Source organism: Caballeronia sordidicola, assembly GCF_001544455.2.
Taxonomy (GTDB): Bacteria; Pseudomonadota; Gammaproteobacteria; order Burkholderiales; family Burkholderiaceae; genus Caballeronia; species Caballeronia sordidicola.
Genome location: NZ_FCOC02000001.1, coordinates 1 through 21,509 on the forward strand (window position 1 = coordinate 1; position 21,509 = coordinate 21,509).

The window sequence follows — 21,509 nt, forward strand, 5'->3', positions numbered from 1 at the left end:
GCACTGAGTTGTTCATAGCTTTGTCCCATGCAACATATCCTATTTCAAAGGTGTTGCACTTGTACCTTGAAAACGCCCCTGGATTAAACCTCGCCAAAAATCCGCTGTTGCGACATTGCAAGGAGCCAGATCGAGGCTGAGGAACAAAACGATCACCGGTACTGCGCGCTTGCCGATTTTTTGTTGCTTACTTTAGTAGGTATCCTTAGCTTTCTGGTCATGCATATGTTGATCGCCCTCCCACCGCGGCATTCATTCGCCTGACAGCGCACGGTTGCCATCCCATACGTCATCGGATACTCTAAAACGACCGGTCAAAAGCTCGGACAGCCGGACCCGCAAGCCGCCCTCACCGCTCTCCAATTCCAGGAAGACATGATCCGCTTCTACTTTCATCCCACGCCCAATCCCGCGAAAGTCGCGCTTTTTCTCGAAGAGTCGGGACTGGAATACGAAATCATCCCCGTCGATACCAGCAAAGGCGAACAACATCTAGCGGCGTTTCGCAGCGTCAACCCGAACGGCAAGGTCCCTGCGATCGTGGACACGGAAGGCCCTGGCGGCAAGGAAGCACGCGTGTTCGATTCCAGCGCGATCCTCCTCTATCTCGCGGAGAAAACCCAGCGCTTTTGCGCAATGCCCGCAGACCGGCCTGAACTGCTCTCATGGCTTTTCTTCATCAGTTCGGGCCTCGGCCCGTTTTCCGGTCAGGCAGTGCATTTCCAGCACGCCGCGCCGGAAAAACTGCCGTATGCAATCAATCGTTATCGGCGGGAAATCGAGCGGCATTACCGCGTGCTCGACGAGCATCTCGCCAGGCGCGAATACATCGTCGGCGAAGATTATTCGATTGTCGACATGTCCGCCTGGGGCTGGCTCGAGCGCGCGCCGCGGGTCCTGCCCGGCGACGCGGAGCCGCTCGCGGCGTTCCCGAATCTGCGCCGTTTCTTCAATACCATCAGCGCCCGGCCGGCCGTGGCGCGCGCCCGCGCCGTCGGCCGGGACCTTACGTTCAAGCGTGAACTGGATGACGAAGCGCGCCGGGCTCTGTTTCCATCGAATTATCCGGACGCCGCACGCTGAGCGCTTCAGCCTTCGTCAGTGGGTGTGCGGCATCGACATCGGCAAGGCGATGCGGCACAATCCGGTCGTTTTGTGTCTGGCAGGTCGTTCGACGCCCTGCCGCTTTTTTTATCTGGAGCGCGCTGTAACCCGATGCCGCGATGAAGCGAATAACACAAGGTGGTGCCGTATCAGGCGTTGAAGAACGACTCCGGGCGCTATTCGTACGCGGCCTGGATGGCGACGCCGCCGCGTATCGCGCGTTCCTCGACGACCTGACCCGGCATTTGCGAGGTTTTCTGAGAAAACGTATTTATTACCTTCAGGACGATATTGAAGACGTCGTGCAGGAGATCTTGCTTGCAGTGCACAACAGCCGCCACACGTATCGTCCCGACGAACCGCTGACGGCGTGGGTGCACGCCATTGCGCGCTACAAGCTGATGGATTTTTTCCGTGCAAGATCGCGGCGCGAAGCACTAAACGACCCGCTGGACGAAACGCTCGATATCTTCGCGACCTCGGATGAAGAACCCGCCGACGCCAGGCGCGACATTGGCAAGCTGCTCGATCAGTTGCCCGAGCGTCACCGGTTGCCGATCGTCCACGTCAAGCTGCAAGGGCTTTCCGTCACGGAAACGGCAGCGCTGACAGGCATGTCGGAGTCGGCTGTTAAAGTGGGCATCCATCGTGGATTGAAGGCGCTGGCAGCAAAGATTCGAGGCACCGCATGAAAACCGAGGACCTGATTTCGCTTCTCTCGACAGGCGTGACGCCCGTCGACGCCGGCCTGTCCCGACGCCGTTTTGTGCGCGCGTTGCTGCTGGGCGGCCTGGGTTCGTTCGTGCTCATGCTCGCGATCTACGGCTTGCGTCACGACTTCGCGGTGGTATCTCGCACGCCGTTGTTTTGGGCGCGCTTCGCATTCCCCGCGACACTTGCCACGTGTGCACTGTTTCTGGCGGCGCGCCTGTCGCGGCCGGGGACCCGCATGGGCGCATTGTGGGCGATGCCGGCGGTCCCCATCCTCGTTGTATGGAGCGCGGCCGTGGCGGTTTTGTGCCTCGTGTCCCCCGACGCCCGTGTTCCGCTCGTGATGGGTACAACGTGGCGCTCATGCCCGTTCAATATCGTGCTGCTGTCGGTGCCGGCTTTTGTCGCCGTGTTCTGGGCAATTCGCGGACTTGCGCCCACGCGGCTGCGTCTTGCGGGCGCCGCTGGCGGCATGCTGGCGGGAACCATCGCGACCATGGCGTACTGCCTCCATTGCCCCGAAATGAGCGTTGCATTCTGGGCCGTCTGGTATGTGCTCGGCATGGTGCTCGCCACCTTGATCGGCGCGTTGCTGGGTCCGCGTTTCCTGCGCTGGTAAAACGACTTGTCAGCCTGCCATTGTGCGGTCAAGACAGTGCGAGGTTTGCCTCATGAACACTCGCCCAGTCTGATGCGCATTGAGCGACTGGTGCACGCTTCGTGCGCGCCGCTCGCCGGCTTCATCTCCGCTTAATACGCCACTTCATCTTCGTGACGCCACGCAGGAAAAGGATCGTTGAAACGGCGCCACGCTTCGGGTCCCTGCGCCATTTCCGCATCGGTGAGAAGACACGCATCGAGGCGCGCGCGCAGCGCCGCTTCGTTCATATCGATGCCGATCAGCACAAGCTCCTGCCGCGCGTCGCCGACTTGCGGATCCCAGTCGTCATCGATCGCCTGAAGCGATTCGGCATCCTGCGGCCAATAGGACTTCGGCACCGCGGCCCACCACAATCCCATCGCGCCATGACGGCATACGCCGCCAGCCTGCGACCACGATCCAACATATGTCGGCCGGCTGGCGAGCCAGAAAAAGCCCTTCGAACGCATCACGCCCGGCCATTCGCTTTCGATGAGTTGCCAGAATCGCCCGGGATGAAACGGCCGGCGCGCCCGATACACAAAGTTGGTGATGCCGTACTCTTCCGCTTCGGATGTATGTTCGCCGCGCAGCGCCGTGAGCCAGCCAGGTGCTTTGGATGCCTCATCAAAATCGAACAGGCTGGTATCGAGAACCTTGTCGAGGTCTAGCTGGCCAAATTCGGCTATCTCGATCCTTGCACGAGGATTGAGGCCGCCCAGGATTGCCATGAGCCGAATACGGTCGTCACCACTCACAAGATCGATCTTGTTCAGCACGATGACATCGCAAAACTCGATCTGCTCGACCAACAGGTCGACCACCGTGCGCGTGTCTTCCCCGCCAAGCGATTCGCCGCGCGCCTGCAGGCTGTCGGCCGAACTGTAGTCCCTCAGGAAGTTGAACGCATCCACCACGGTGACCATGGTATCGAGCCGCGCGACATCGGAAAGGCTCTGCCCTTCTTCGTCGGCAAACGTGAAGGTCTCCGCGACCGGCAACGGCTCGGATACGCCCGTCGATTCGATCACGAGATAGTCGAAGCGGCCCTCCTTTGCCAGGCGGTTCACCTCGAGCAAAAGGTCTTCGCGCAACGTGCAGCAAATGCAACCGTTGCTCATCTCGACAAGCTTTTCATCCGTGCGTGCAAGCTCGGCGCCGCCGTTGCGAATCAACGCGGCATCGATGTTGACCTCGCTCATGTCATTCACGATTACGGCGACTCTTCGCCCTTCACGATTGTTCAGGATGTGGTTCAAAAGCGTGGTTTTACCCGCACCCAGGAATCCCGACAAAACAGTTACAGGTAACTTTCTCATTTATTTCACCGTGAAAAATGATGGCGGTTTTGATTATGGATGTTATAACATTACATTATTCAAGCGGCATTGGACACAAGAACGGCGCTCAGGAAGATGCGACCGCCTGACCCGTTGCACACATCGCCACCACTCACGCACAAAAAACAATCGATGAAAAATCGCACGCTCTTCGCTCATGCAGCGTTATTGCTGTTCGCCCAGATAGCCGCGGCTGAAGCCTACGCAGCCGGACCTGATGGCACTGTATCCGGCTCTGTAACCGACAGCGCGGGAAAACCCGTCGCGAACGCCAACGTTGTGCTGCAGAACGCGAGCGGCGCTTCCGCTGGAACAGCCAGCACGGACACGGGCGGGCATTTCGTGGTCCACAACGTGAGTGCGGGCACGTATGCGGTCGTCGTGGCCGCGCCTGGGTATGCGAGCGGCAGCAGCATCGCGACCGCGAACGATGGCAGTGATGCTTCGGTGTCCGTATCGCTTTCAAAAAGCGACGCGCTCGATGTACAGGTCAACGCAAAACGACTCGACCGGGCGCGCAACGGCTTGCTGCCGGAAACGGGCAGCAGTGTTTACCGGTTCAGTCAGGCCGATATCAATACCCTTCCGGCCGGACAGGACACGCCACTCAATCAGGTGCTGCTACAGGCGCCGGGCGTGGCGAGCGATTCGTATGGCCAGTTGCACGTGCGCGGAGACCACGCAAATCTGCAGTACCGAATCAATGGCGTCATCATTCCTGAGCCAATCAGCGGCTTCGGTCAATCGCTGGATACCCGGATCATCGACCAGTTGAATCTGCTGACTGGCGCCTTGCCTGCTCAGTATGGGGACCGGACCGCCGGCATTGTCGATATTCATACGAAAAGCGGGGACCAGGGCGACGGCGGCTCCATCGATGTTTTCGGTGGCAGTCATCAAACCATCAAGACCAGCGCCGACGTGTTCGGCAGCAAGGGACCATTCAGCTACTATTTCAGCGGCTCGGTGGGCGAGAACAACCTGGGGATCGAAAACCCCACGTCGAGCGCAAACGCTATTCACGATCACACGCGCCAGGGCGATGCATTCGGGCTCATGTCGTACATCATCAATCCGCTCACGCGCGTGAGCCTGATGTTCGGCACGACGAGCAACCAGTTCGACATTCCCAACACGGCGGGTTTGCCGACCAACTTCACGTTGAATGGCAACACCACGTTCGACTCAAGCAAGCTCAACGAAACACAGTCCGAACTCAACCAGTTCGCAGTAGTCGCCTTGCAGGGCACGAACGGCGGCGCACTCGACTATCAGGTTGCGCTCTTCACCCGTTATTCACGCACGCAATTCAATCCTGATCCCGTCGGCGATCTGCTTTTTAACGGCGTGGCAGCGAGCGATTTTCATAGTGACAGCGCGAATGGCGTACAAGCGGATACCACCTACCGGCTCAACGCAAAACACACGCTGCGCGCGGGCATTTCGTTTCAGCAGGAACACGCGGTTTTCGACAATAACCTGAGCGTCTTTCCCGCCGATGAGGACGGCAACCAGCTATCCGACCAACCGTTCAACGTACCGGATTCCAGCAGCAAGACGGGCTACCTTTACAGCGCATACGTTCAGGACGAGTGGAAGGTTACTGACAAGCTCACGATCAACTACGGTCTGCGCTACGACAAGATGGACGAATATGTGAGCGCGAGCCAGCTTAGTCCGCGCGTTGGAATGGTGTATGCGCTGACGCCATCCACGACCGTGCATGCGGGGTATTCGCGCTATTTCACGCCACCGGCATTCGAACTCGTATCCGGCGCGGACATTGCGAGATTTGCTGGAACGACCGCGCAGACATCGACACAGAACGATCCGGTTCAACCAGAGCGCAGCCACTATTTCGATCTCGGTGTCACACAACGGCTGACATCCGCAATCACCGTAGGTGTGGACGCGTACTACAAGAAATCGACCAATCTGCTCGATGAAGGCCAGTTCGGCACCGCACTGATTTTCACGCCGTTCAACTACCAGTACGGTCGCGTGTACGGCGTGGAATTTACCAGCAACTATAAACAAGGCAACGTCTCTGCGTACATGAACGTGGCGTTCAGCCGTGCTCAGGGCAAGGACATCGACTCTGCACAGTTCAACTTCGGTCCGGACGAACTCGCCTTTATCGGCAGCCACTTCGTATTCCTCGATCACGACCAGCGTGTTACGGCTTCGTTCGGCGGTGCGTATCAGTTGGGCGCGACCACATTCACTTTCGACGGGATTGTCGGCAGCGGGCTGCGCAGCGGCTTTGCGAACACAGATCGCCTTCCGGTGTACACGCAAGTCAACCTGGGCGTGATCCATCACTTCGACTTCAAGGAGCCGCTCATCGGCAAGTTCGACGGCCGTCTGCTTCTCATCAACGCATTCAATCGCGTCTACGAGTTGCGCGACGGTTCGGGCATTGGCGTAGGTGCGCCGCAGTATGGCCCGCACATTGCGTTATATGCGGGTATCACGAAGAACTTTTAATGCACTGGATAACTAGATAAAGGTTCTTATCATGCAGGATTGGGGAGGAATCGTTGCGGCTGCCCAGGTCGGTGGATGGGCCGTATATCCGCTGACGCTGCTTGCCATGCTGGCGATTGCCATAACGATAGATCGCGCTTATGTATTCATGCGCTTTGCAGGCGAACCGTCAACGCATGTTGAAACACTTCCGGCGCAGCATGCGTTCAAGCGCCTGGATGCAACGTTCGTCATGCGGCCCGGCACGCCGCTATGGCTGTATGAGACACGTGCGCAATCTCTGGCAACGCGAATCGAGCGCGACATGAGCCGCGGCTTCTGGGTATTGGAGACGATCGTCACCGCCGCGCCATTGCTTGGATTACTCGGGACCATCGTGGGAATGATGCATTCATTCCAGCTCTTCGGCGGCAGCGGACTCGTGAATCCCGGTGGAGTGACCGGCGGTGTCGCGCAATCGCTGGTGGCGACAGCAATCGGGTTGATCGTCGCGTTGTTTGCGCTGTTTGCGTTCAACTACTTTTCGCGACGCCTTGAACGTTTGATCGATGACCTTGAGGTGTACACCAACCAGCGTCTCAGCGAGATCCGGCTTGCTGCTGATGACCGCGGGCTGAACGCGGAAAATGCCAAATGAAACTCAGAAGAACACGCGCGTCGAAGCGCGGCCGCATAGAAATCATTCCGATGATCGACGTGATGTTCTTCCTGCTCGCGACCTTCATGCTGGCTTCGCTGGCCATGCAACGACTCGACGCGGTAAAAATCAATCTGCCGTCGGGACAAGCCGAGCGCATGTCTGAAGATCAGCCGCTCACAATGACGATCGATCAGAATAACGGAATCTTTCTGGATCATCATCCGGTCCGCCTGGATCAGGTTCAAGCCAGCGTGAGGCAACTTCTCAAGTCGGATCGTAACGTGGTGATCGCGGCCGACGATAAAGCGGCTCAAGGCGCCGTCGTTCAAGCTATGCTTGCCGCCCAGCGCGGCGGCGCCGCGCATTTTTTGATCGCCGTGCATCGTGAATAGATGGTCGCGTCCTTTGAGCGGTCTGCTCGATGAACCGCGTTTCAGGTTGGGCGTTGCGCTTCTGATCGCCGTGTTGGCATGGACATTTATGCTCGCTGAGGTCGCCAGCCGGCTCTCGCGGGTTTCGGCGAAACCCGCCATGCCCCAGGAGACGGTGGTGGAGATGCGTCTTGTCGAACTCGCGCCGCCCTCGCCTGAGCCCGCCCCTGCCCGCCCGAAAGCTGTTGCACCAGCGGTTCATCCACGGCTAAATCCCGCGCCCGTTCATACGACCGAACCGCGCATAGCGCGGCCGCCTATGGATGAACACGCCATCGTCAAGGCCGAACATCCTCCCACGCCCACACGTGACGCAAGCCTTGCACCAGTTCCGCCTACATCACCAGCGCCATCAATGCCTGCGCCGGAGAGCGAAAAGCCCGCGGCGCCGGCAGGTTCCGCTGCGCGAGTCATCAGCCAACCCATGCCCGCTCTCCCCGATGAACTTCGCGAGGACGCCTATCAAGCTGTGGCAATTGCGCGCTTCGACGTTCACGCGGACGGAACCGTCGATGTGGAACTATCAAAGCCGACGTCCAATCCACGCTTGAACGCGTTATTGCTTGATGCCCTGAAAAAATGGCGCTTTTTCCCGGCAATGCAGGACGGTCGAGCAGTCGAAAGCCATCAGGATGTTCGCGTTCATTTCAACGTGAGTTGAAGTCAGAAGAGCACGTGGACAACGCGTCTTCATGCAAAGTTCGCGCGTGCGCCATGGCTATCTAAGCTGCATCGTGCGCGGCACTTGATGTAATGCGCTCGGCAAGCCCCGCGTCGTAGCTCGAATGTACGTGCGTGCGCTTCTTGTCGGGATAAGCGTACGCGTACGCCTTTCGCAGCGCGAGCGATGCCTCATGAAAACCCGAAAGAATCAGCTTCTGTTTGTTCGGATAATTCGCGATATCGCCAACAGCAAAAACTCCAGGCCGGTTAGTTTCGTAGTTCGAAGTATCGACATTGATACGGCCGCCCACGATTTCCAAACCCCACTTTGCGATTGGTCCGAGATCCGCAACAAGGCCGTAAAGCACAACGAGATGATCCGCATCGATCTGAGCCATGCCATCGATCTGCCGGATCTCGATGGACGCAAGCTTGTCATCAAGCATCTGCAAGCCGGCAATCGAGCCGATCATGAACTCCATTTCGCCGGCATCGACCGCGCGCTTCATCTGGTCGACGCTCGAGGCCACCGCGCTGAAACCATTGCGCCGATGAACCAGCACCACCTTACGCGCAACCCGGCGCAGGGCCAGCGCCCAATCAAGCGCCGAGTCTCCACCGCCTGCGACCACGACGGTTTTATCGGCGAAGTCAGCGAGCGATCGCACGCTGTAGTGAACGAAGCGCTCTTCCAGCGGCGTGGCTTCGGGCAATGCAAGGCGCTGCGGCACGAACGCACCGTTGCCGGCCGCGAGCATGATGGCGGCGGTATCGAAGACGAGGCCCTGCGCTGTTGTCACCGTCCATCGGCCATCATCGCGCTGTTCGACTGTCTCGACGCGCTGGTCCAGATGGATTGGCGGATTGAACGGGCGGCATTGTTCCATCAGCCGGTCGACAAGTTCACGCGCCGTACATGACGCAATGGCAGGAATGTCGTAAATGGGTTTGTCAGGATACAACTCGATGCATTGGCCACCAATGCGTCCAAGCGTATCCACGATCTGGCACGACAAGCCGATCACGCCCGCCTCGAATGCCGCGAAAAGCCCGACAGGTCCCGCGCCGACAATCAATACATCGGTGCGGATCGGAATCTCGGTCTGTGTGCTGGTCCCGGATGTCATTCGATATCCCTTTGTGATCTGCATGCAAATGTCTTACGCCTGGCAACACCATACAGAAGCGGCGAACGGCCGGCAACGAAGGCACTATTGGCAGCAGAGATATCCGCGTTTTCAGGGAGGTTCGAGGAATATTTTCGACTGTCCGATGTTTATGGTAAGACAACATCTTTCCCGAAAGTCTTCCAAAGGAGCTTCGCGCTGTGCATCCTCTCGACAATCCGGCGTGGAACGCGCTAACCCACTTGCAACGCTCAGTCAGCTTCGGAAACGACCTTGCCCGCCGATATGAACCGGCCATCTCGCCGATCGCGGCCGTCGCGGACTCCGCCAATCCGGCTTGCTGGACGGCCCTCGCGGACGTCGCGGGTGCGGGCTCGCTGGTTGGCGTGTTTGCGATCGCGAAGCATGCGCCGCCCGACGGATGGTCTGTCGACTGGCGCTATAGCTTTGCCCAGATGACATGCACAAAGGCCGCGTTCAAGGTCCCCACGCATTTCATTTCCCATTCATCGATGCGCGCGCTCACGCTTGCGGATGGTCCGGCCATGGTCGCGCTTGCAACGTTGGCGCAGCCCGGGCCAATGGAAATGCGAACAGTGACACTGGGCCGTTATCTAGGTATCTTCGATGAGAACGATATGCTCATTGCGATGGCCGGCGAGCGCATGCGGCTCGATGGCGCCACCGAAGTGAGCGGCGTATGCACGCATCCGGATCATCGTGGGAAACGCTATGCGCAAATACTGAGCGCGGCTATCGCCGAGAACATCCTCGAACGCGGCGATACCGCCTTTCTTCACGTGAGAGATGGAAACGCCGGCGCGGCCAGCGTGTATGAAAAACTGGGGTTCGGCGTGCGAGCGGTGTTTGATATAGCGGCCGTGAAGAAATGCTAGATCCGCACATCAAGGATCGTCTATCCGCGTCATTCAAATAACGAGGGCCGCATTTTTGCTCAGGCAATCGCCTGAATGATCCGCTCGATGTTCTCTTCCAGGTAACTCGTTTCATAAACGCCCGCCGCCACGCCGGGGTCGTCGAGCAATGCCAGATGTAGCGCCCGCGTGGTCTTCACACCGTCCACATGCAGTTCGGTCAACGCGCGTTTCATCCGGCTGATCGCCGCGTCGCGATTCACGTCCCACGCAATCACCTTGCCAAGCAGCGAATCGTAGAATGGCGGCACGCGGTAGCCGTCGAAGATATGCGTGTCCGTACGCACCCCTGGCCCACCAGGCAAGCGCACATTGCCGATAACCCCCGGCGACGGCATGAAGTTCCTGACCGGATCCTCCGCGTTGATCCGGCATTCGATCGCGGCGCCGCGCAATACGATGTCTTCCTGCGCGAACCCAAGCGCTTCCCCTGTCGCCAGGCGCAGCGACTCGCGCACAATATCGATGCCCGTCACCATTTCGGTTACTGGATGTTCGACCTGCACGCGTGTATTCATTTCAATGAAAAAGAACTCGGAGGTCGTGGCGTCGAACAAATATTCAATCGTGCCTACGCCCACGTAGCCCACCGATTCAGCCAGCGCCACCGCCGACGCGCACAAGCGTCCGCGAACTTCATCATCAAGCGACGGCGACGGCGCTTCTTCCATCAGTTTTTGCCTGCGCCTTTGCAGCGAGCATTCGCGGTCGTACAGATGGATCGCGCGTACGCCGTCGCCCATGATCTGCACTTCTACATGATGTGCGCGCCCGACGAAGCGCTCGAGATAAAGGCCGCCATAGCCGAAAGCGCTTTCGGCTTCGCGGGTGGCCTTGTCGAATTCAGCGGCCAGTTCGTCTGCGTCCTGCGCGACCCGAATGCCGCGTCCGCCGCCGCCCGCAGCCGCTTTCAACATCACCGGATAGCCGACCTTGAGCGCCTCACGCTGCGCCTCTCCAACGTGTTCGACCACGCCGTCGCTGCCGGGCACGGTCGGAACGCCCGCGCGCCGCGCACAGGCACGCGCTGCAGCCTTGTCGCCCATCAACGAAATGGTCTCCGGCGAGGGTCCCACGAAGATCAGACCCGCGTCCTTGAGCGCCTGCGCAAAAGCGGCATTCTCCGATAAAAACCCATACCCCGGATGCACGGCGTCAGCGCCACTGCGAAGCGCCGCGTCAACGACCGCACGCGTGTCGAGATAACTCTTCGCGGCAGGCGCCGGACCCAGCACCTCGACGCCATCCGCCATGCGCGCGGCGAGACTGTCGGCATCGGCTTCGCTGCAACCCAGCACCGTTTGCAAACCAAGCTCCCGCGCCGCTCGGATGATGCGCACCGCAATCTCACCGCGGTTCGCAATGAACACCTTTCTGATCGCGCGCGTCATGTCATGCACTTCCCGTGTCGATTACCACAAGCACGGCGTCCGCGTCAACGGCGTCGCCATCGGCCACGGCAAAGCTGCGCACGACACCCGCCACGCCCGCGGGCACATCGTTGAACTGTTTCATCAGTTCCACGATCCCGACTATCGTATCGGCCGTGACGTGTTGCCCTTCTTCAACGAGCGGCGGCTTGCCGGGTGCGGAACTGCGATAGAACGTCCCCGGGATTTCGCTTTTGACTTCGAAGTCGGCCATCTGGTTGTCATCCTTGGTTTGCGTTATAGGTCATGCTCGAGTAGTCGGTTCGATCAGTGCTTCCGCCGTGCACAACGCATCGATGCGCCGGCGTCGCGCGTTGGCTTCGTCCATGGTCACGCGGCGAAAGCGCAGGTTTTCATTCGGCCGCGCTTGCCCCAGGCGCCATAAATCGCAGCGCGGCACCGTGAACGGAATGATGAAACCGCCGGCACTCGGCGCGTCGTGAATCAGCACAATCGCCGTCTGCCCTGCAACGCTGATGCCGCCGACCGGATAGCCGTGGTCAAGAATGTTCGATGGTTCCTGCCCATGCTCGGGCCGCTTCGAATATGCGCGCTCAGAGAAGGTGAACTCGGGTCCGGTCAGCCTCAACCCCGTGCGGTTGCTTCGCGCCTGAACCGTCCATTCGCTTTCGAAGAACATGTCGATGGCGTGCGGGTCGAGCCATGCATCGTTGGGACCGAGCATGGCGGCAACACGCTTTGAAGCGGCGCTGGTGCGAAGGGCGGTATCGATCGGCGGGCGGGCGCTTTCTGCCACACGAAACCGCTTGAACTGCGCGCTCGGTTCGCCGAGCGGCACGCGGTCATCTTTCTTCAGCGCACCATTGCCCATCCCGCCGATGGCGGCCATATGGAACGTCGCGCGCGAACCAAGCACCGGCTCCGTCGCAATACCGCCCGATACCGCGATATACCCCCGCGCCCCCGTGCGCGCCGCGCCGCACGTCAGCACCTGCCCTGCTTTAACGTTGAGCGTTTCCCACATTGGCACGGGTGCGTCATCGAGCTTCGCGGCCATGTCCGCGCCTGTCAGCGCGATCGCGCCATCGCGATGAAAGCGCACCGTTGGCCCGACGAACTGCCATTCGAGCGCAGCCGTATCGCGGTCGTTGCCAACCAAAAGATTAGCAAGCCGAAATGACCACGCGTCGGCCGGCCCGGATGGCGGAAAGCCCTGCTCCCAATGACCGATGCGACCGGGCAATTCCTGCACCGTGGTCTCGAGTCCCGGTTTGACGATATCGAGCATCGCTTACTCCTTCCCGAGGGTTTGCAGCCAGGCCTGATATTTCGGCACCGAGAATGTCTGGTATTCGATCACCGGATGCACGTAGCGGCCCACGTTCACTTCTTCTTCAATGAAGTCGTATTCGTCGCGCTGGATCGGCACGAAACGTACGCGGTCACCTGGCCTGAACAATGCCGGGCTTTCGCGGAACGCGCCCAGCCGTTGATGCCGGTCCCACGTCGGCATGGGGGTGCGGGCGAAGATCTGGTAGCCCCCGGGCGTACGGTCCGGATAAATGCACGTGAGGCCGCCGCCAAGACCTATCGCGCCCTTGGGCGTCCAGCCTCGCGGCGGGTTGTACTTCGGCGCGTTGAGCCGCGAGCGCGGATCGAGCGGCATCAGCGAACACAGTCCGGGCCAGAATCCGAGCGCCGCCACCCAGTATTCGCTTGCGCAATGCACCCGCTGTAACGCGGCGCGGTCGGCGAGGCCGTTCTGCTCGCACATCAGTTCGGGGTCGGGCGTCTTGTCGGGATACGTCTTGCGATATTCATCGACGCATTCGGCGGTCCACGGGTCGTAGTAGAGCAGCGGGACGTGGAAGACCCGGCTGGTCATTTCCTGCATTGCGCCACCCGAAAGCGCGTCGGATAACGCCTGGATTTCACGGACGGCGTCAGCGTACGAGATACGGTCCGGATCATAGGACACAAGCAAAGATGCCAGTTCGGGAATCAACTCGACGACGCCCGCAATCCGCGCCGCGCGAATGGCGGCGGCAAGCGCATGAACCCGCACATTGAGGTCGAAACTCATTTCATCGCCGAGTTCGACTTCGATGAAACAATCGCCGCCCGGCACGAAGCGCGGCTCAGGATAAAGCATCGCGATGCCCTTGAGAGTTAAGGAGAGACGTCGATCAATTCTTGTCCATTCGCACGAACAAGACCCAGAAAAGCGCGGCCAGCAACGGCAACACCACGGCGAGGACAATTGTCTCGAGCGAGAAGATCACCGGCACCTGCGATTGTTGCGACGACGCCATTTCCCAGTTCCAGATCGGCATGGTCGTCGCCGTGCCGCGCAGGAAGATGGACCGCTGCACTTCGTTGAACGAGATGAGAAAACCGAACGTGCCCGCACCCACTATGCCGGGGCGCAGTATCGGCAACTCGATGTCCCAGAAAGTGCGCCAGCCCGACGCGCCGAGATCGGCCGCGGCCTCCACAAGACGGCTATCGAAACGGGTTGTCAGCACCAGCACGATCAGCAACGAAAATGGAAACGCCCAGACCACGTGACCAAGGAAGATGGACCAGAACCCCAGTGTGAGCCCGAGCATGGGCCGCAGGAAAATGAACTGGGCGGCGCCCATCGACATGCCGGGTATGAAGAGCGGCAACACCGCGAGCAGGACCAGCGTTCCGGCGCGTGGCGAATGGGGCAACGCACGGCCAACCAGCGTTGCTGTCAACGCCGTCACGACCGCAACGCCGAGCGCAATCATCACGCTGATGCCGAACGGTGCAAGCCAGTCGTTGTTCGTAAAGAGCGATACGTAATTGGCGCCCGACAACGGAAACGGAATACCCGAGAGCGGACGCGCGCTCACGGACATCATGGCGAGCCACAGCAGCGGAAAGTAGATCAGGCCCAGCACGCCGAACGTGATCCACTTCGCGCATGCCGGCCAGCCGCGCCAGTAGCTCCACGCGCCGCCCTTCGGTTGCGCCGCGGGTTCGCGAACAGATAGCTGAAGGACGGAATGGCTCAACTCTGAAGATTCCGGAAAGAAGTGGAAAGGTCGGCGAAGCGGCGCGTGAGGAACATCAGCACGGCAAGCATCAGGCCAACCATCAGGATAACGAAGCTCGACAGCGCGGCCACCACGGGATAGCGCAATGCGCTATAAGCGCTGTCCACGGAATTGCTGAGCAAGTTGACGAAACCGCCGCCCAGCATGTTCGGTTCGATCCACGACGCAAGCGCCGGCCCGAGTGTAAAGACCACGCCGGCCAGGATGCCGGGCATGGAAAGCGGCAGGATGATATCGGCGAGAACGCGCCACGGCGACGCGCCGAGATCGGCGGCCGCCGCGATGAGCGTGTCGTCTATCACGCTGATTGCCATGTAGATGGGCAGGACCATCATGGGAAAGTACGAGACGATCATGCCGAAATGCACCGCCTGCTCGGTGTAGAGCATGCCGCGTATGGGCGACGCAATCACATGCAGCGCCATCAGCACATGATTGATGAGGCCGTTTTCATCGAGAATACCGCGCCAGACTATGATGCGCGACGATAAATCGAGGAAGAACGGAATCGTCAGCAACGCCAGCACCAGCGCCTTCGTGGTCTTGCTGCAGCCGCCCTTCGCGAGCCATAACGCGCTCGGAAAAGCGAGCGCGAGTTCGATCACCGTCACCGTCAACGCAATGCGCAACGTGCGCACCGTGACTTCGAAGCGCCCGGACGTGAAGAGACTTTCCCACGTTGCGAGCGACGGCTTGTAGATCATCGCGAAGTTGCGGCTCTCGAAGAAGCTGTAGGCGAACAGCACCAGCAACGGCGCGATCACGAGCGTCAGCCATACCGAAAGAAACAGCGGCAATAGCCAGGGAGAACGCTCGAGCGGCGTTCGCATGGTGCCGCGCCGCGCAATGCCGATGCTTGCATCGCTCATGATTGGACCCGGTTGAATGAATGGCTCATGCAGTCGGTTACGCGTTCAGAAAGCGCTGCCACTCTTCTTCGATAACATCGGAATTCGATGGCGTAGTCGTGCTGACAAAGGGCTTGGTGAACTTGCGGTCGACCTTCTGCTGCGTCGCCTTCAGGTTCGCAATGTCTTCGGGTTTCCACCCGTTTGCAGTTGCATACGTCACTGCAAGATCCATGTTCGGGCCGGCATAACCGCGGTCCCGCGCCTGCATTGCACGGTATTCGCCGTCAAGGAAGTAGTTCAGCATCTTGTAGATGCTGTCCATGTTTCCACGGCTCTTTGCCTGCGAAGCAATGTAGGCGCCGTGGCCCCATTTGTAATAGCCTTCGGTGGTGTAGGCGTAGCGGGTCTTGCCATCGCCGAGTTTGAGATTTGCTTCTCGCACGGCGGGTTCCCAGCAATTCAGAATGTCCACCTCATGGTTCGAGAGCAACTGGATCTGTTCCTCGAACGACGACACCAGCGTGCGGAACTGGCCGGCCTTCTTGCGCGCAACGAGAAAGTCCACCACGGTCTTCGCTTCCGCTCCCGTGGGATCGGCAGGGTTCGCCACCTTCGCTTTACCGGTCGCATTCAAATAAAGCGCAGCCACGCCAATGGAATAATTCCACGTCTTGTCGTAGCCCACGCGGCCGCGCGTGCGGTCGTCCTCGAACATCATCTTCCACGATACATCCGCGCTGCCGTCCGGATTCACGCCGATCTTGTCGGGGAAATAGCCAAAGCTGTCCGCATTGCCGATCACAGGCACGCCGTACTGTTTGCCGTCACGGCCAACCACGGTCTGCGAGCGTTTCCACGTATCGGAGGTGCGCTGCCATAGCTTGAGCTCGGGCTGTTTTTCATCGATGACAAGATACGCGCCCTGCGGTCCAAGCAGATTTTGCGTACCGCCTTCGAAGATGAAGATATCGACTTTGTTACCCATTTGCGAAGCCATCACGTCGCGCATGAAAACGCCGACGTCATTGCCCGAGCCAACGTATTCCATCTTCAGGCCGGTGGTTTTCGTCAGCGCCGACCAGTCCTTCAATTGCGCGGTGGTCACCCCATATGCGCGCACGGTGTTCGACGCCGCGGCTTGCGCAAGGCGGTTCAGGCCCAGCGAACCCGCAAGCGCCACGGCGCCGGTTGCGGCGATGCTCTTCAACATGTCCCGGCGGGACAGATCCAGTTGCGATGTAATCGAATGCCGGTCTTTCATGATTTCCCGCCTTAGTCGTTAGTGTGGAAGAACAACGCAATCCTGTGGGCGGCAGGCCACCGCGTCGAAGCCGGATGCATCGGGGCCATGTTGCGCGCCGCTCTGGTCCCAGCTGCGGATCTTGAGCACCGTGCCGCCCGGCATGCGCGCGGTCCGGTCGGTGTATTTGCCGCGATAAAGATGGCCTTCGGCCGTGCACGCCAGCACGTTCAGGTTCGCCCCGGCCTGTGCGCGCAGAATGAGCGAGAGACGTTCGGCGCGTACAGCAACGAGGGCGGCTTCGCCGCGCCGCGCGCGACAACCAGGCGAGCGTTGTGCGCGCACCGTTGCGCCGCCCAGGTCGACGGTCATGACAGACGCGTCGTCGTCGCTCGTTACGGTGCATGGCAGGACGTTGTCGTAGCCCATGAACTCGGCGGCGAACCGGCTGCCAGGGCGGTCGAAAAGGTCTTCCGGCGTTCCGCTTTGCTCGATACGCCCGCGCCGCATGAGGACGATCCGGTCGCTCATGGTGAGCGCTTCTTCCTGGCTGTGCGTGATGTAGATGAACGTCATGCCGAGCGCCTTGTGGATGTCCACCAGTTCGGCCTGCATGTCGTAGCGCAGGCGTTCGTCGAGAGCGCCGAGCGGTTCATCGAGTAACAGGATGGCCGGCTTCGTGACCACCGCGCGCGCCAGCGCCACGCGCTGCCGCTCGCCGCCCGACAACTGGCCGATGCGCCTTGCGCCCTTCGCGCCGAGCCGCACCATGTCGAGCGCCTCGCCCGCGCGGCGGCGGCATTCTTCGCGCGGCACGCCACGCAGCTTCAACCCGTAACCAACGTTTTCCTCGACCGACATATGCGGAAAAAGCGCGTAGCTTTGAAACACCGTCGTACAGTTTCGACGCGCTGCCGGAACGTTGGTCACGTCCACGCCGTCAAGCGACAACTGCGCCACGTGCGACGCCCGTTCAAGACCGGATATCACGCGCAGCATGGTTGTTTTGCCCGAGCCGCTCTCGCCAAGGATGGTGAGGAATTCGCCGCGCCGGACTTCCAGAGAGACGTGGTCGAGCGCGGTAACCGGACCATAGTGATGCACGACATCGATCGCGCGCAGGATCAGATCCGCGGCTGACGAGCCATCGTGCTGCACGCGAGGCGCGGCGGCTGGCGACGGGACAAACGTGGGCGTCACGCGCTCGGCGTCGTGGCGTTCCTTCAACATATCAGGACCTCGATGGTCAAAAGGGTCATCGCCAGTGAAACTGCATGGCGAAGAATGGCGAGCGTGGCCGAGAGCGGATCGGCGACATCGGGTGGAACCTGAAGCGCCCCCGGCTCCACGCCGGCATTGCCCGCAATGCGCGTGGCGATCGCGCGGCAACCGCGCACCAGTGCTTCGAGAGCGGCATCTTGTGCGACCGTCGCATGAGCGGGATGCTCGGCAACGAGCGCATCGGCAAGCTGCATCAAAGCTATACCGCCGCCTGCCACAACGCCATGCGCGGCAGCGCGCGTAGCGGCAAGCGCGGCGCTCGCGCCATCGATACATTCCGCTGTTTCCCACGCTGTGCGCCCCGCCACGCGTAATTCGCCCCAGCCGCCGCCCATGCGCGCAGCGCGGCGCAGCAGCCGTTCACGATCAAGCGCCACGTAGCGTTGCGCGGCCGCCTCGCGGGTAATCAGGTCACGCCGGTTGGCGATGGTCTCGCGCTCGCCCGCCGGTTCGACAAAGATCGCTCGTCCGCCCTGCACGATCAATCGGCCGGCGCGGCCGAGCATCGCGGGACGAACCCGTTCAATCGATATGCCCGTTTCCTCGCTGACGAGCGTGGCGCCGGTCATCGCGCATAGGTCTTCGAGCACATGCATTGCGCTCAGGCCCGTGTCCGCGGGCAACAGCCCCAACACATGCATGCCAAGACCCGCGCGATTGGCGGCCAGCGTGGCGCGCGCCGCGCCCTGAATGCCGCGCGCGACCACCACAAGCGACTTCGCGCGCGAAACGAACTGCTCCATCACGCGCGCAAGCGGCCCGAAATCGTCCAGTATCTCGTTGACCACCAGCACGTGCACGCCATCCATCTCGATGCGCGCACCTTGTTCCCTTACCGTCACACCCGCGCGATCCGCCTGGACTTCCATGCAAAAGCCCGCGAACTGCGCGAGTTCGACGCCGGGCCGATAGCCTTCGACAACCGAGATCGCACCTTCATCGCAAAGCGCCTCCGGCATCTGCGCGACGCTCGCCGCGATATCGGCGTGATCACAGGCGCTGTGCGCCATCGCACAGGCGCCGGGCGACTCGCGGCGCTGGCGCTCGAGCAACGCCGGCAAACGCGCCGCCAGTTCGCCAAGCGCTCGCGCAAGCAGCCCCGGAGAGACACCTTGTTCCACGCGTTTCGCGGCCACGGCATGCATCGAAATGGCCATGCATGCAATACGTGCCGTGCCGTCGCCAAGTTCTCGCTGCGCGTCCCACAACGCGTCGCGCAAAATGCGTGGCGCAACCGACCACGCGCCTTCCTCCTGAGCAATCTGACGCGCGATCGCAAGACCGTTGTTTGCGTGGCGCGGACCGCCCGAGCCGCCGTCATACATCAGGCCCCGCCCGAGCGGTCCAAGCGACGCGCCGATCGCCCGCTCGCACTGCGCGAGCGACTTCACCACGATTGCACGCGCGGCGTCGCCTGTGAGAATGAGGCTTGTATGGAGGGTCTTCATGCGGCGCGCGTCAGAGCCTGTCCGCTACGGCGTCATACACTGCTTTCGCCAACGCCACCGCGCCGGGGGTGTCGCTGTGAACACAGATGGAATCCGCCGCCACCTTGACGGTGCGGCCATTGATGGATTTCGCCGTATGTTCGTCGAGCGCGCGCAGCACGCGCTCCACCGCGTCTTCCGGCGCGACAGGATCATGCTTCATGGTGATGATCTGGCGGCCTTCGTCGTCGTAGTCGAGATCCGAATAGAACTCGCAGGCGTAGCTGATCTTGCGCTCGTCGAATACGCGAGTCATCTCGCTGTCCGAGCAGCCGATGACCGGCAAGCCCAGCGCAATGGCGGCGTCCGCGATGCCTTCGGCGACAGGGGCATATTTCATCGCCATGCCCATCAGTGCGCCGTGCGGCTTGATGTGCGAAAGCTGCATGCCTTCCGCGTCGAGGAACGCGCGCAGCGCGCCGGTCTGGTACAGCACGAGCGCTGCGGTTTCGTCGCGCGACAACTTCATTTCACGCCGGCCGAAGCCTTCCCGGTCCGGCAATCCCGGATGCGAACCAACCTTGACGCCATGGCGCTTCGCTGCTCGAACGGTCCGCCACATGACATTCGGATCCGACGCATGAAAACCGCACGCGACGTTCGCGTGAGTCACGAAGGGCATCACATCTTCGTCGTCGCCGAGGTGATAGATCCCAAACGCCTCGCCCATGTCGCAGTTGATCGTGAGTTTGTTCATGGATTGCCTTTCCTTCGCTGTCTGGCGGCTTTCGCCGCGTCAGTATTGCAATTTCAGCTGACGTTTCGCTGCTTTCGATGAGATATGATATATCGCAATTTCACTGGAAAAAAATAATTTCATGGTGCATGAAAATTCGGCGAACCCACGTACGGCATTAGCTTCCGGCGTTCACCGCGCATCTCCACGAAGCTCGCAAAAATTCCTGGTGACATCGATTTTTTACGACTCGACACGCGGTTTTGACGTGTTATTCTTGTTGCATGATATATCATATCTCGTCAATTTTTGAAGGTTCAGGGGATAGGTAATGAGCGAGCTGGAAGCGAACGTCGACAGCGAACTTGCGGAGTCGGTGAACGACATCCTGCGGGTGGCGGCTGAGGAAGTGCCTATCGAGGACGCGCAGAAAACCGTGGCGGTTCACTATGGAATCAGCGGTTCGGTGTCGCGGCTGACCAGCGAGCGCGATCAGAACTTCAAAATCGACGCTGACGATGGTCACGAATACGCGCTCAAGATCAGCAACCCGGTCGAGGATCCGACCATCAATGATTTCCAGGTCCGCGCCCTGCTCCACGTCGAGTCGGTCGACCCGCCGCTGCCCGTGCCGCGCGTCACGAGAGCGCTCGACGGCCATGCGCATTTGCGTCTTGCGTACGGACACCATGCGGAGCGCGCCGTGCGGCTGCTTTCATACCTGCCGGGCGTGCCGCTCTACACGGTCGAGCGAAGCGCCGCCCAGCGCCAGCAACTAGGCGCACTGCTCGCGCGGCTGGGACTTGCGTTGCGGGGCTTCTTTCATAGCGCGGCCGGCCACGACCTTGCCTGGGACATCAAGAACGCAAGCCGCCTGCGCACGCTGATCACGCATATTCCCGACGCCTCGCGCCGCCAGATGGTCGAGGCGTTCCTGGATAACTTCGAGCGTCACGCGCAACACGTGCTTCCGCGCTTGCGCGCTCAAGTCGTACACAACGACCTCAATCCGCACAACGTTCTGGTTGATCCAGCGGACCACGATCGCATTGCTGGAATCCTCGACTTTGGCGACATGGTGCATACGGCGCTTATCAACGACGTCGCCGTGGGCGCCTCGTATCACATGAGCGGCGTGGGTCCTGAAGATCCGTGGGATTGCATCGCACAATTCGTCGCGGCGTATCACGCGGTGTCGCCGCTGGAGCCGGTCGAACTGGATCTCCTGTATGACCTGATTGCAGCGCGTTTTGTGCTGACGGTATCGATCACCGGCTGGCGGGCCGCGCGTTATCCGGAGAACAGCGCATATATCCTGAAGAACAATGCCAGCGCCTGGAACGGCCTCGCGCATCTGTCAACCCTGCGGCGTGACGAGGCGCAGCAGCGCCTGCGCGCCGCATGCAACATGGAGTGATTTCG

General features: G+C 60.5%; 21 protein-coding genes. 9 read left to right on the forward strand and 12 right to left on the reverse strand.

What is annotated here, in order from left to right; translation table 11 throughout:
* Positions 1–375 precede the first annotated feature (375 nt).
* The 3 genes from AWB64_RS00005 to AWB64_RS00015 all read left to right on the forward strand — a co-directional run bounded on the left by AWB64_RS00005 (position 376) and on the right by AWB64_RS00015 (position 2,434).
* A complete protein-coding gene (locus AWB64_RS00005) occupies positions 376–1,083 on the forward strand; it encodes a glutathione S-transferase family protein (RefSeq protein WP_060816601.1) in 708 nt (235 codons plus the stop codon).
* 140 nt (positions 1,084–1,223) lie between these two features.
* The gene (locus AWB64_RS00010; RefSeq protein ID WP_060816602.1) at positions 1,224–1,796 is read left to right on the forward strand and encodes a sigma-70 family RNA polymerase sigma factor; all 573 of its coding nucleotides are present in this window, start codon (positions 1,224–1,226) and stop codon (positions 1,794–1,796) included.
* Positions 1,793–2,434 (forward strand): DUF1109 domain-containing protein, encoded by a 642-nt coding sequence (locus tag AWB64_RS00015; protein WP_060816603.1) that lies wholly within the window; start codon positions 1,793–1,795, stop codon positions 2,432–2,434. Before AWB64_RS00010 ends, AWB64_RS00015 begins: the two co-directional genes overlap by 4 nt.
* A 131-nt stretch (positions 2,435–2,565) precedes the next feature.
* Here AWB64_RS00015 and zigA read toward each other — a convergent pair whose 3' ends face one another.
* Positions 2,566–3,774, reverse strand: a complete 1,209-nt coding sequence (gene zigA / locus AWB64_RS00020; protein ID WP_060816604.1) for a zinc metallochaperone GTPase ZigA — start codon at positions 3,772–3,774, stop codon at positions 2,566–2,568.
* Between the two features lie 153 nt (positions 3,775–3,927).
* On the opposite strand from zigA, the gene AWB64_RS00025 reads away from it, so the two are divergent.
* The 4 genes from AWB64_RS00025 to AWB64_RS00040 all read left to right on the forward strand — a co-directional run bounded on the left by AWB64_RS00025 (position 3,928) and on the right by AWB64_RS00040 (position 8,014).
* Positions 3,928–6,282, forward strand: a complete 2,355-nt coding sequence (locus AWB64_RS00025; RefSeq protein WP_060816605.1) for a TonB-dependent receptor — start codon at positions 3,928–3,930, stop codon at positions 6,280–6,282.
* 31 nt (positions 6,283–6,313) lie between these two features.
* On the forward strand, positions 6,314–6,919 hold the full coding sequence (locus tag AWB64_RS00030) for a MotA/TolQ/ExbB proton channel family protein (RefSeq protein ID WP_060816606.1): 606 nt from the start codon (positions 6,314–6,316) through the stop codon (positions 6,917–6,919).
* The gene (locus tag AWB64_RS00035; RefSeq protein WP_060816607.1) at positions 6,916–7,314 is read left to right on the forward strand and encodes an ExbD/TolR family protein; all 399 of its coding nucleotides are present in this window, start codon (positions 6,916–6,918) and stop codon (positions 7,312–7,314) included. The genes AWB64_RS00030 and AWB64_RS00035 overlap by 4 nt, the downstream gene beginning before the upstream one ends.
* Before the next feature lie 88 nt (positions 7,315–7,402).
* The gene (locus AWB64_RS00040) at positions 7,403–8,014 is read left to right on the forward strand and encodes an energy transducer TonB (protein ID WP_082850343.1); all 612 of its coding nucleotides are present in this window, start codon (positions 7,403–7,405) and stop codon (positions 8,012–8,014) included.
* Between the two features lie 61 nt (positions 8,015–8,075).
* Here AWB64_RS00040 and AWB64_RS00045 read toward each other — a convergent pair whose 3' ends face one another.
* Positions 8,076–9,143, reverse strand: a complete 1,068-nt coding sequence (locus AWB64_RS00045) for an NAD(P)/FAD-dependent oxidoreductase (RefSeq protein ID WP_060817132.1) — start codon at positions 9,141–9,143, stop codon at positions 8,076–8,078.
* 200 nt (positions 9,144–9,343) lie between these two features.
* On the opposite strand from AWB64_RS00045, the gene AWB64_RS00050 reads away from it, so the two are divergent.
* Positions 9,344–10,039, forward strand: a complete 696-nt coding sequence (locus AWB64_RS00050) for a GNAT family N-acetyltransferase (protein WP_060816609.1) — start codon at positions 9,344–9,346, stop codon at positions 10,037–10,039.
* A gap of 59 nt (positions 10,040–10,098) precedes the next feature.
* Here the strand turns inward: AWB64_RS00050 and AWB64_RS00055 are convergent, their stop codons facing one another.
* The 10 genes from AWB64_RS00055 to pxpA are packed head-to-tail and all read right to left on the reverse strand — an operon-like array spanning position 10,099 to position 20,108.
* Entirely contained in the window at positions 10,099–11,469 is a 1,371-nt protein-coding gene (locus tag AWB64_RS00055) for an acetyl-CoA carboxylase biotin carboxylase subunit (protein ID WP_060816610.1), read from the reverse strand.
* 1 nt (position 11,470) lies between these two features.
* Positions 11,471–11,722, reverse strand: a complete 252-nt coding sequence (locus tag AWB64_RS00060; protein WP_060816611.1) for an acetyl-CoA carboxylase — start codon at positions 11,720–11,722, stop codon at positions 11,471–11,473.
* A 30-nt stretch (positions 11,723–11,752) separates the two neighbouring features.
* Positions 11,753–12,757, reverse strand: a complete 1,005-nt coding sequence (locus AWB64_RS00065; protein ID WP_060816612.1) for a 5-oxoprolinase subunit C family protein — start codon at positions 12,755–12,757, stop codon at positions 11,753–11,755.
* Positions 12,758–12,760: 3 nt separating this feature from the next.
* Entirely contained in the window at positions 12,761–13,621 is an 861-nt protein-coding gene (locus AWB64_RS00070; RefSeq protein ID WP_060816613.1) for a 5-oxoprolinase subunit B family protein, read from the reverse strand.
* A gap of 34 nt (positions 13,622–13,655) precedes the next feature.
* Positions 13,656–14,510, reverse strand: a complete 855-nt coding sequence (locus AWB64_RS00075; RefSeq protein WP_060816614.1) for an ABC transporter permease — start codon at positions 14,508–14,510, stop codon at positions 13,656–13,658.
* Positions 14,507–15,421 carry an ABC transporter permease gene (locus tag AWB64_RS00080; RefSeq protein ID WP_060816615.1) on the reverse strand — a complete coding sequence of 305 codons (915 nt, stop codon included), beginning with the start codon at positions 15,419–15,421 and terminating at the stop codon, positions 14,507–14,509. The genes AWB64_RS00075 and AWB64_RS00080 overlap by 4 nt, the downstream gene beginning before the upstream one ends.
* Positions 15,422–15,458: 37 nt before the next feature.
* Positions 15,459–16,664, reverse strand: coding sequence for an ABC transporter substrate-binding protein (locus AWB64_RS00085; RefSeq protein ID WP_060816616.1), 1,206 nt, complete (start codon positions 16,662–16,664; stop codon positions 15,459–15,461).
* 18 nt (positions 16,665–16,682) lie between these two features.
* Complete coding sequence (locus tag AWB64_RS00090) at positions 16,683–17,873, reverse strand: ABC transporter ATP-binding protein (RefSeq protein WP_060816617.1); 1,191 nt, start codon at positions 17,871–17,873, stop codon at positions 16,683–16,685.
* On the reverse strand, positions 17,867–19,372 hold the full coding sequence (locus AWB64_RS00095; protein ID WP_060816618.1) for a TCP-1/cpn60 chaperonin family protein: 1,506 nt from the start codon (positions 19,370–19,372) through the stop codon (positions 17,867–17,869). The genes AWB64_RS00090 and AWB64_RS00095 overlap by 7 nt, the downstream gene beginning before the upstream one ends.
* Before the next feature lie 10 nt (positions 19,373–19,382).
* Positions 19,383–20,108: a 5-oxoprolinase subunit PxpA gene (pxpA, locus tag AWB64_RS00100; RefSeq protein WP_060816619.1), complete on the reverse strand. Its 726-nt coding sequence runs from the start codon at positions 20,106–20,108 to the stop codon at positions 19,383–19,385.
* 310 nt (positions 20,109–20,418) lie between these two features.
* Here pxpA and AWB64_RS00105 point away from each other — a divergent pair, with 310 nt between their 5' ends.
* Positions 20,419–21,504, forward strand: coding sequence for a phosphotransferase (locus AWB64_RS00105; RefSeq protein ID WP_060816620.1), 1,086 nt, complete (start codon positions 20,419–20,421; stop codon positions 21,502–21,504).
* Positions 21,505–21,509 lie beyond the last annotated feature (5 nt).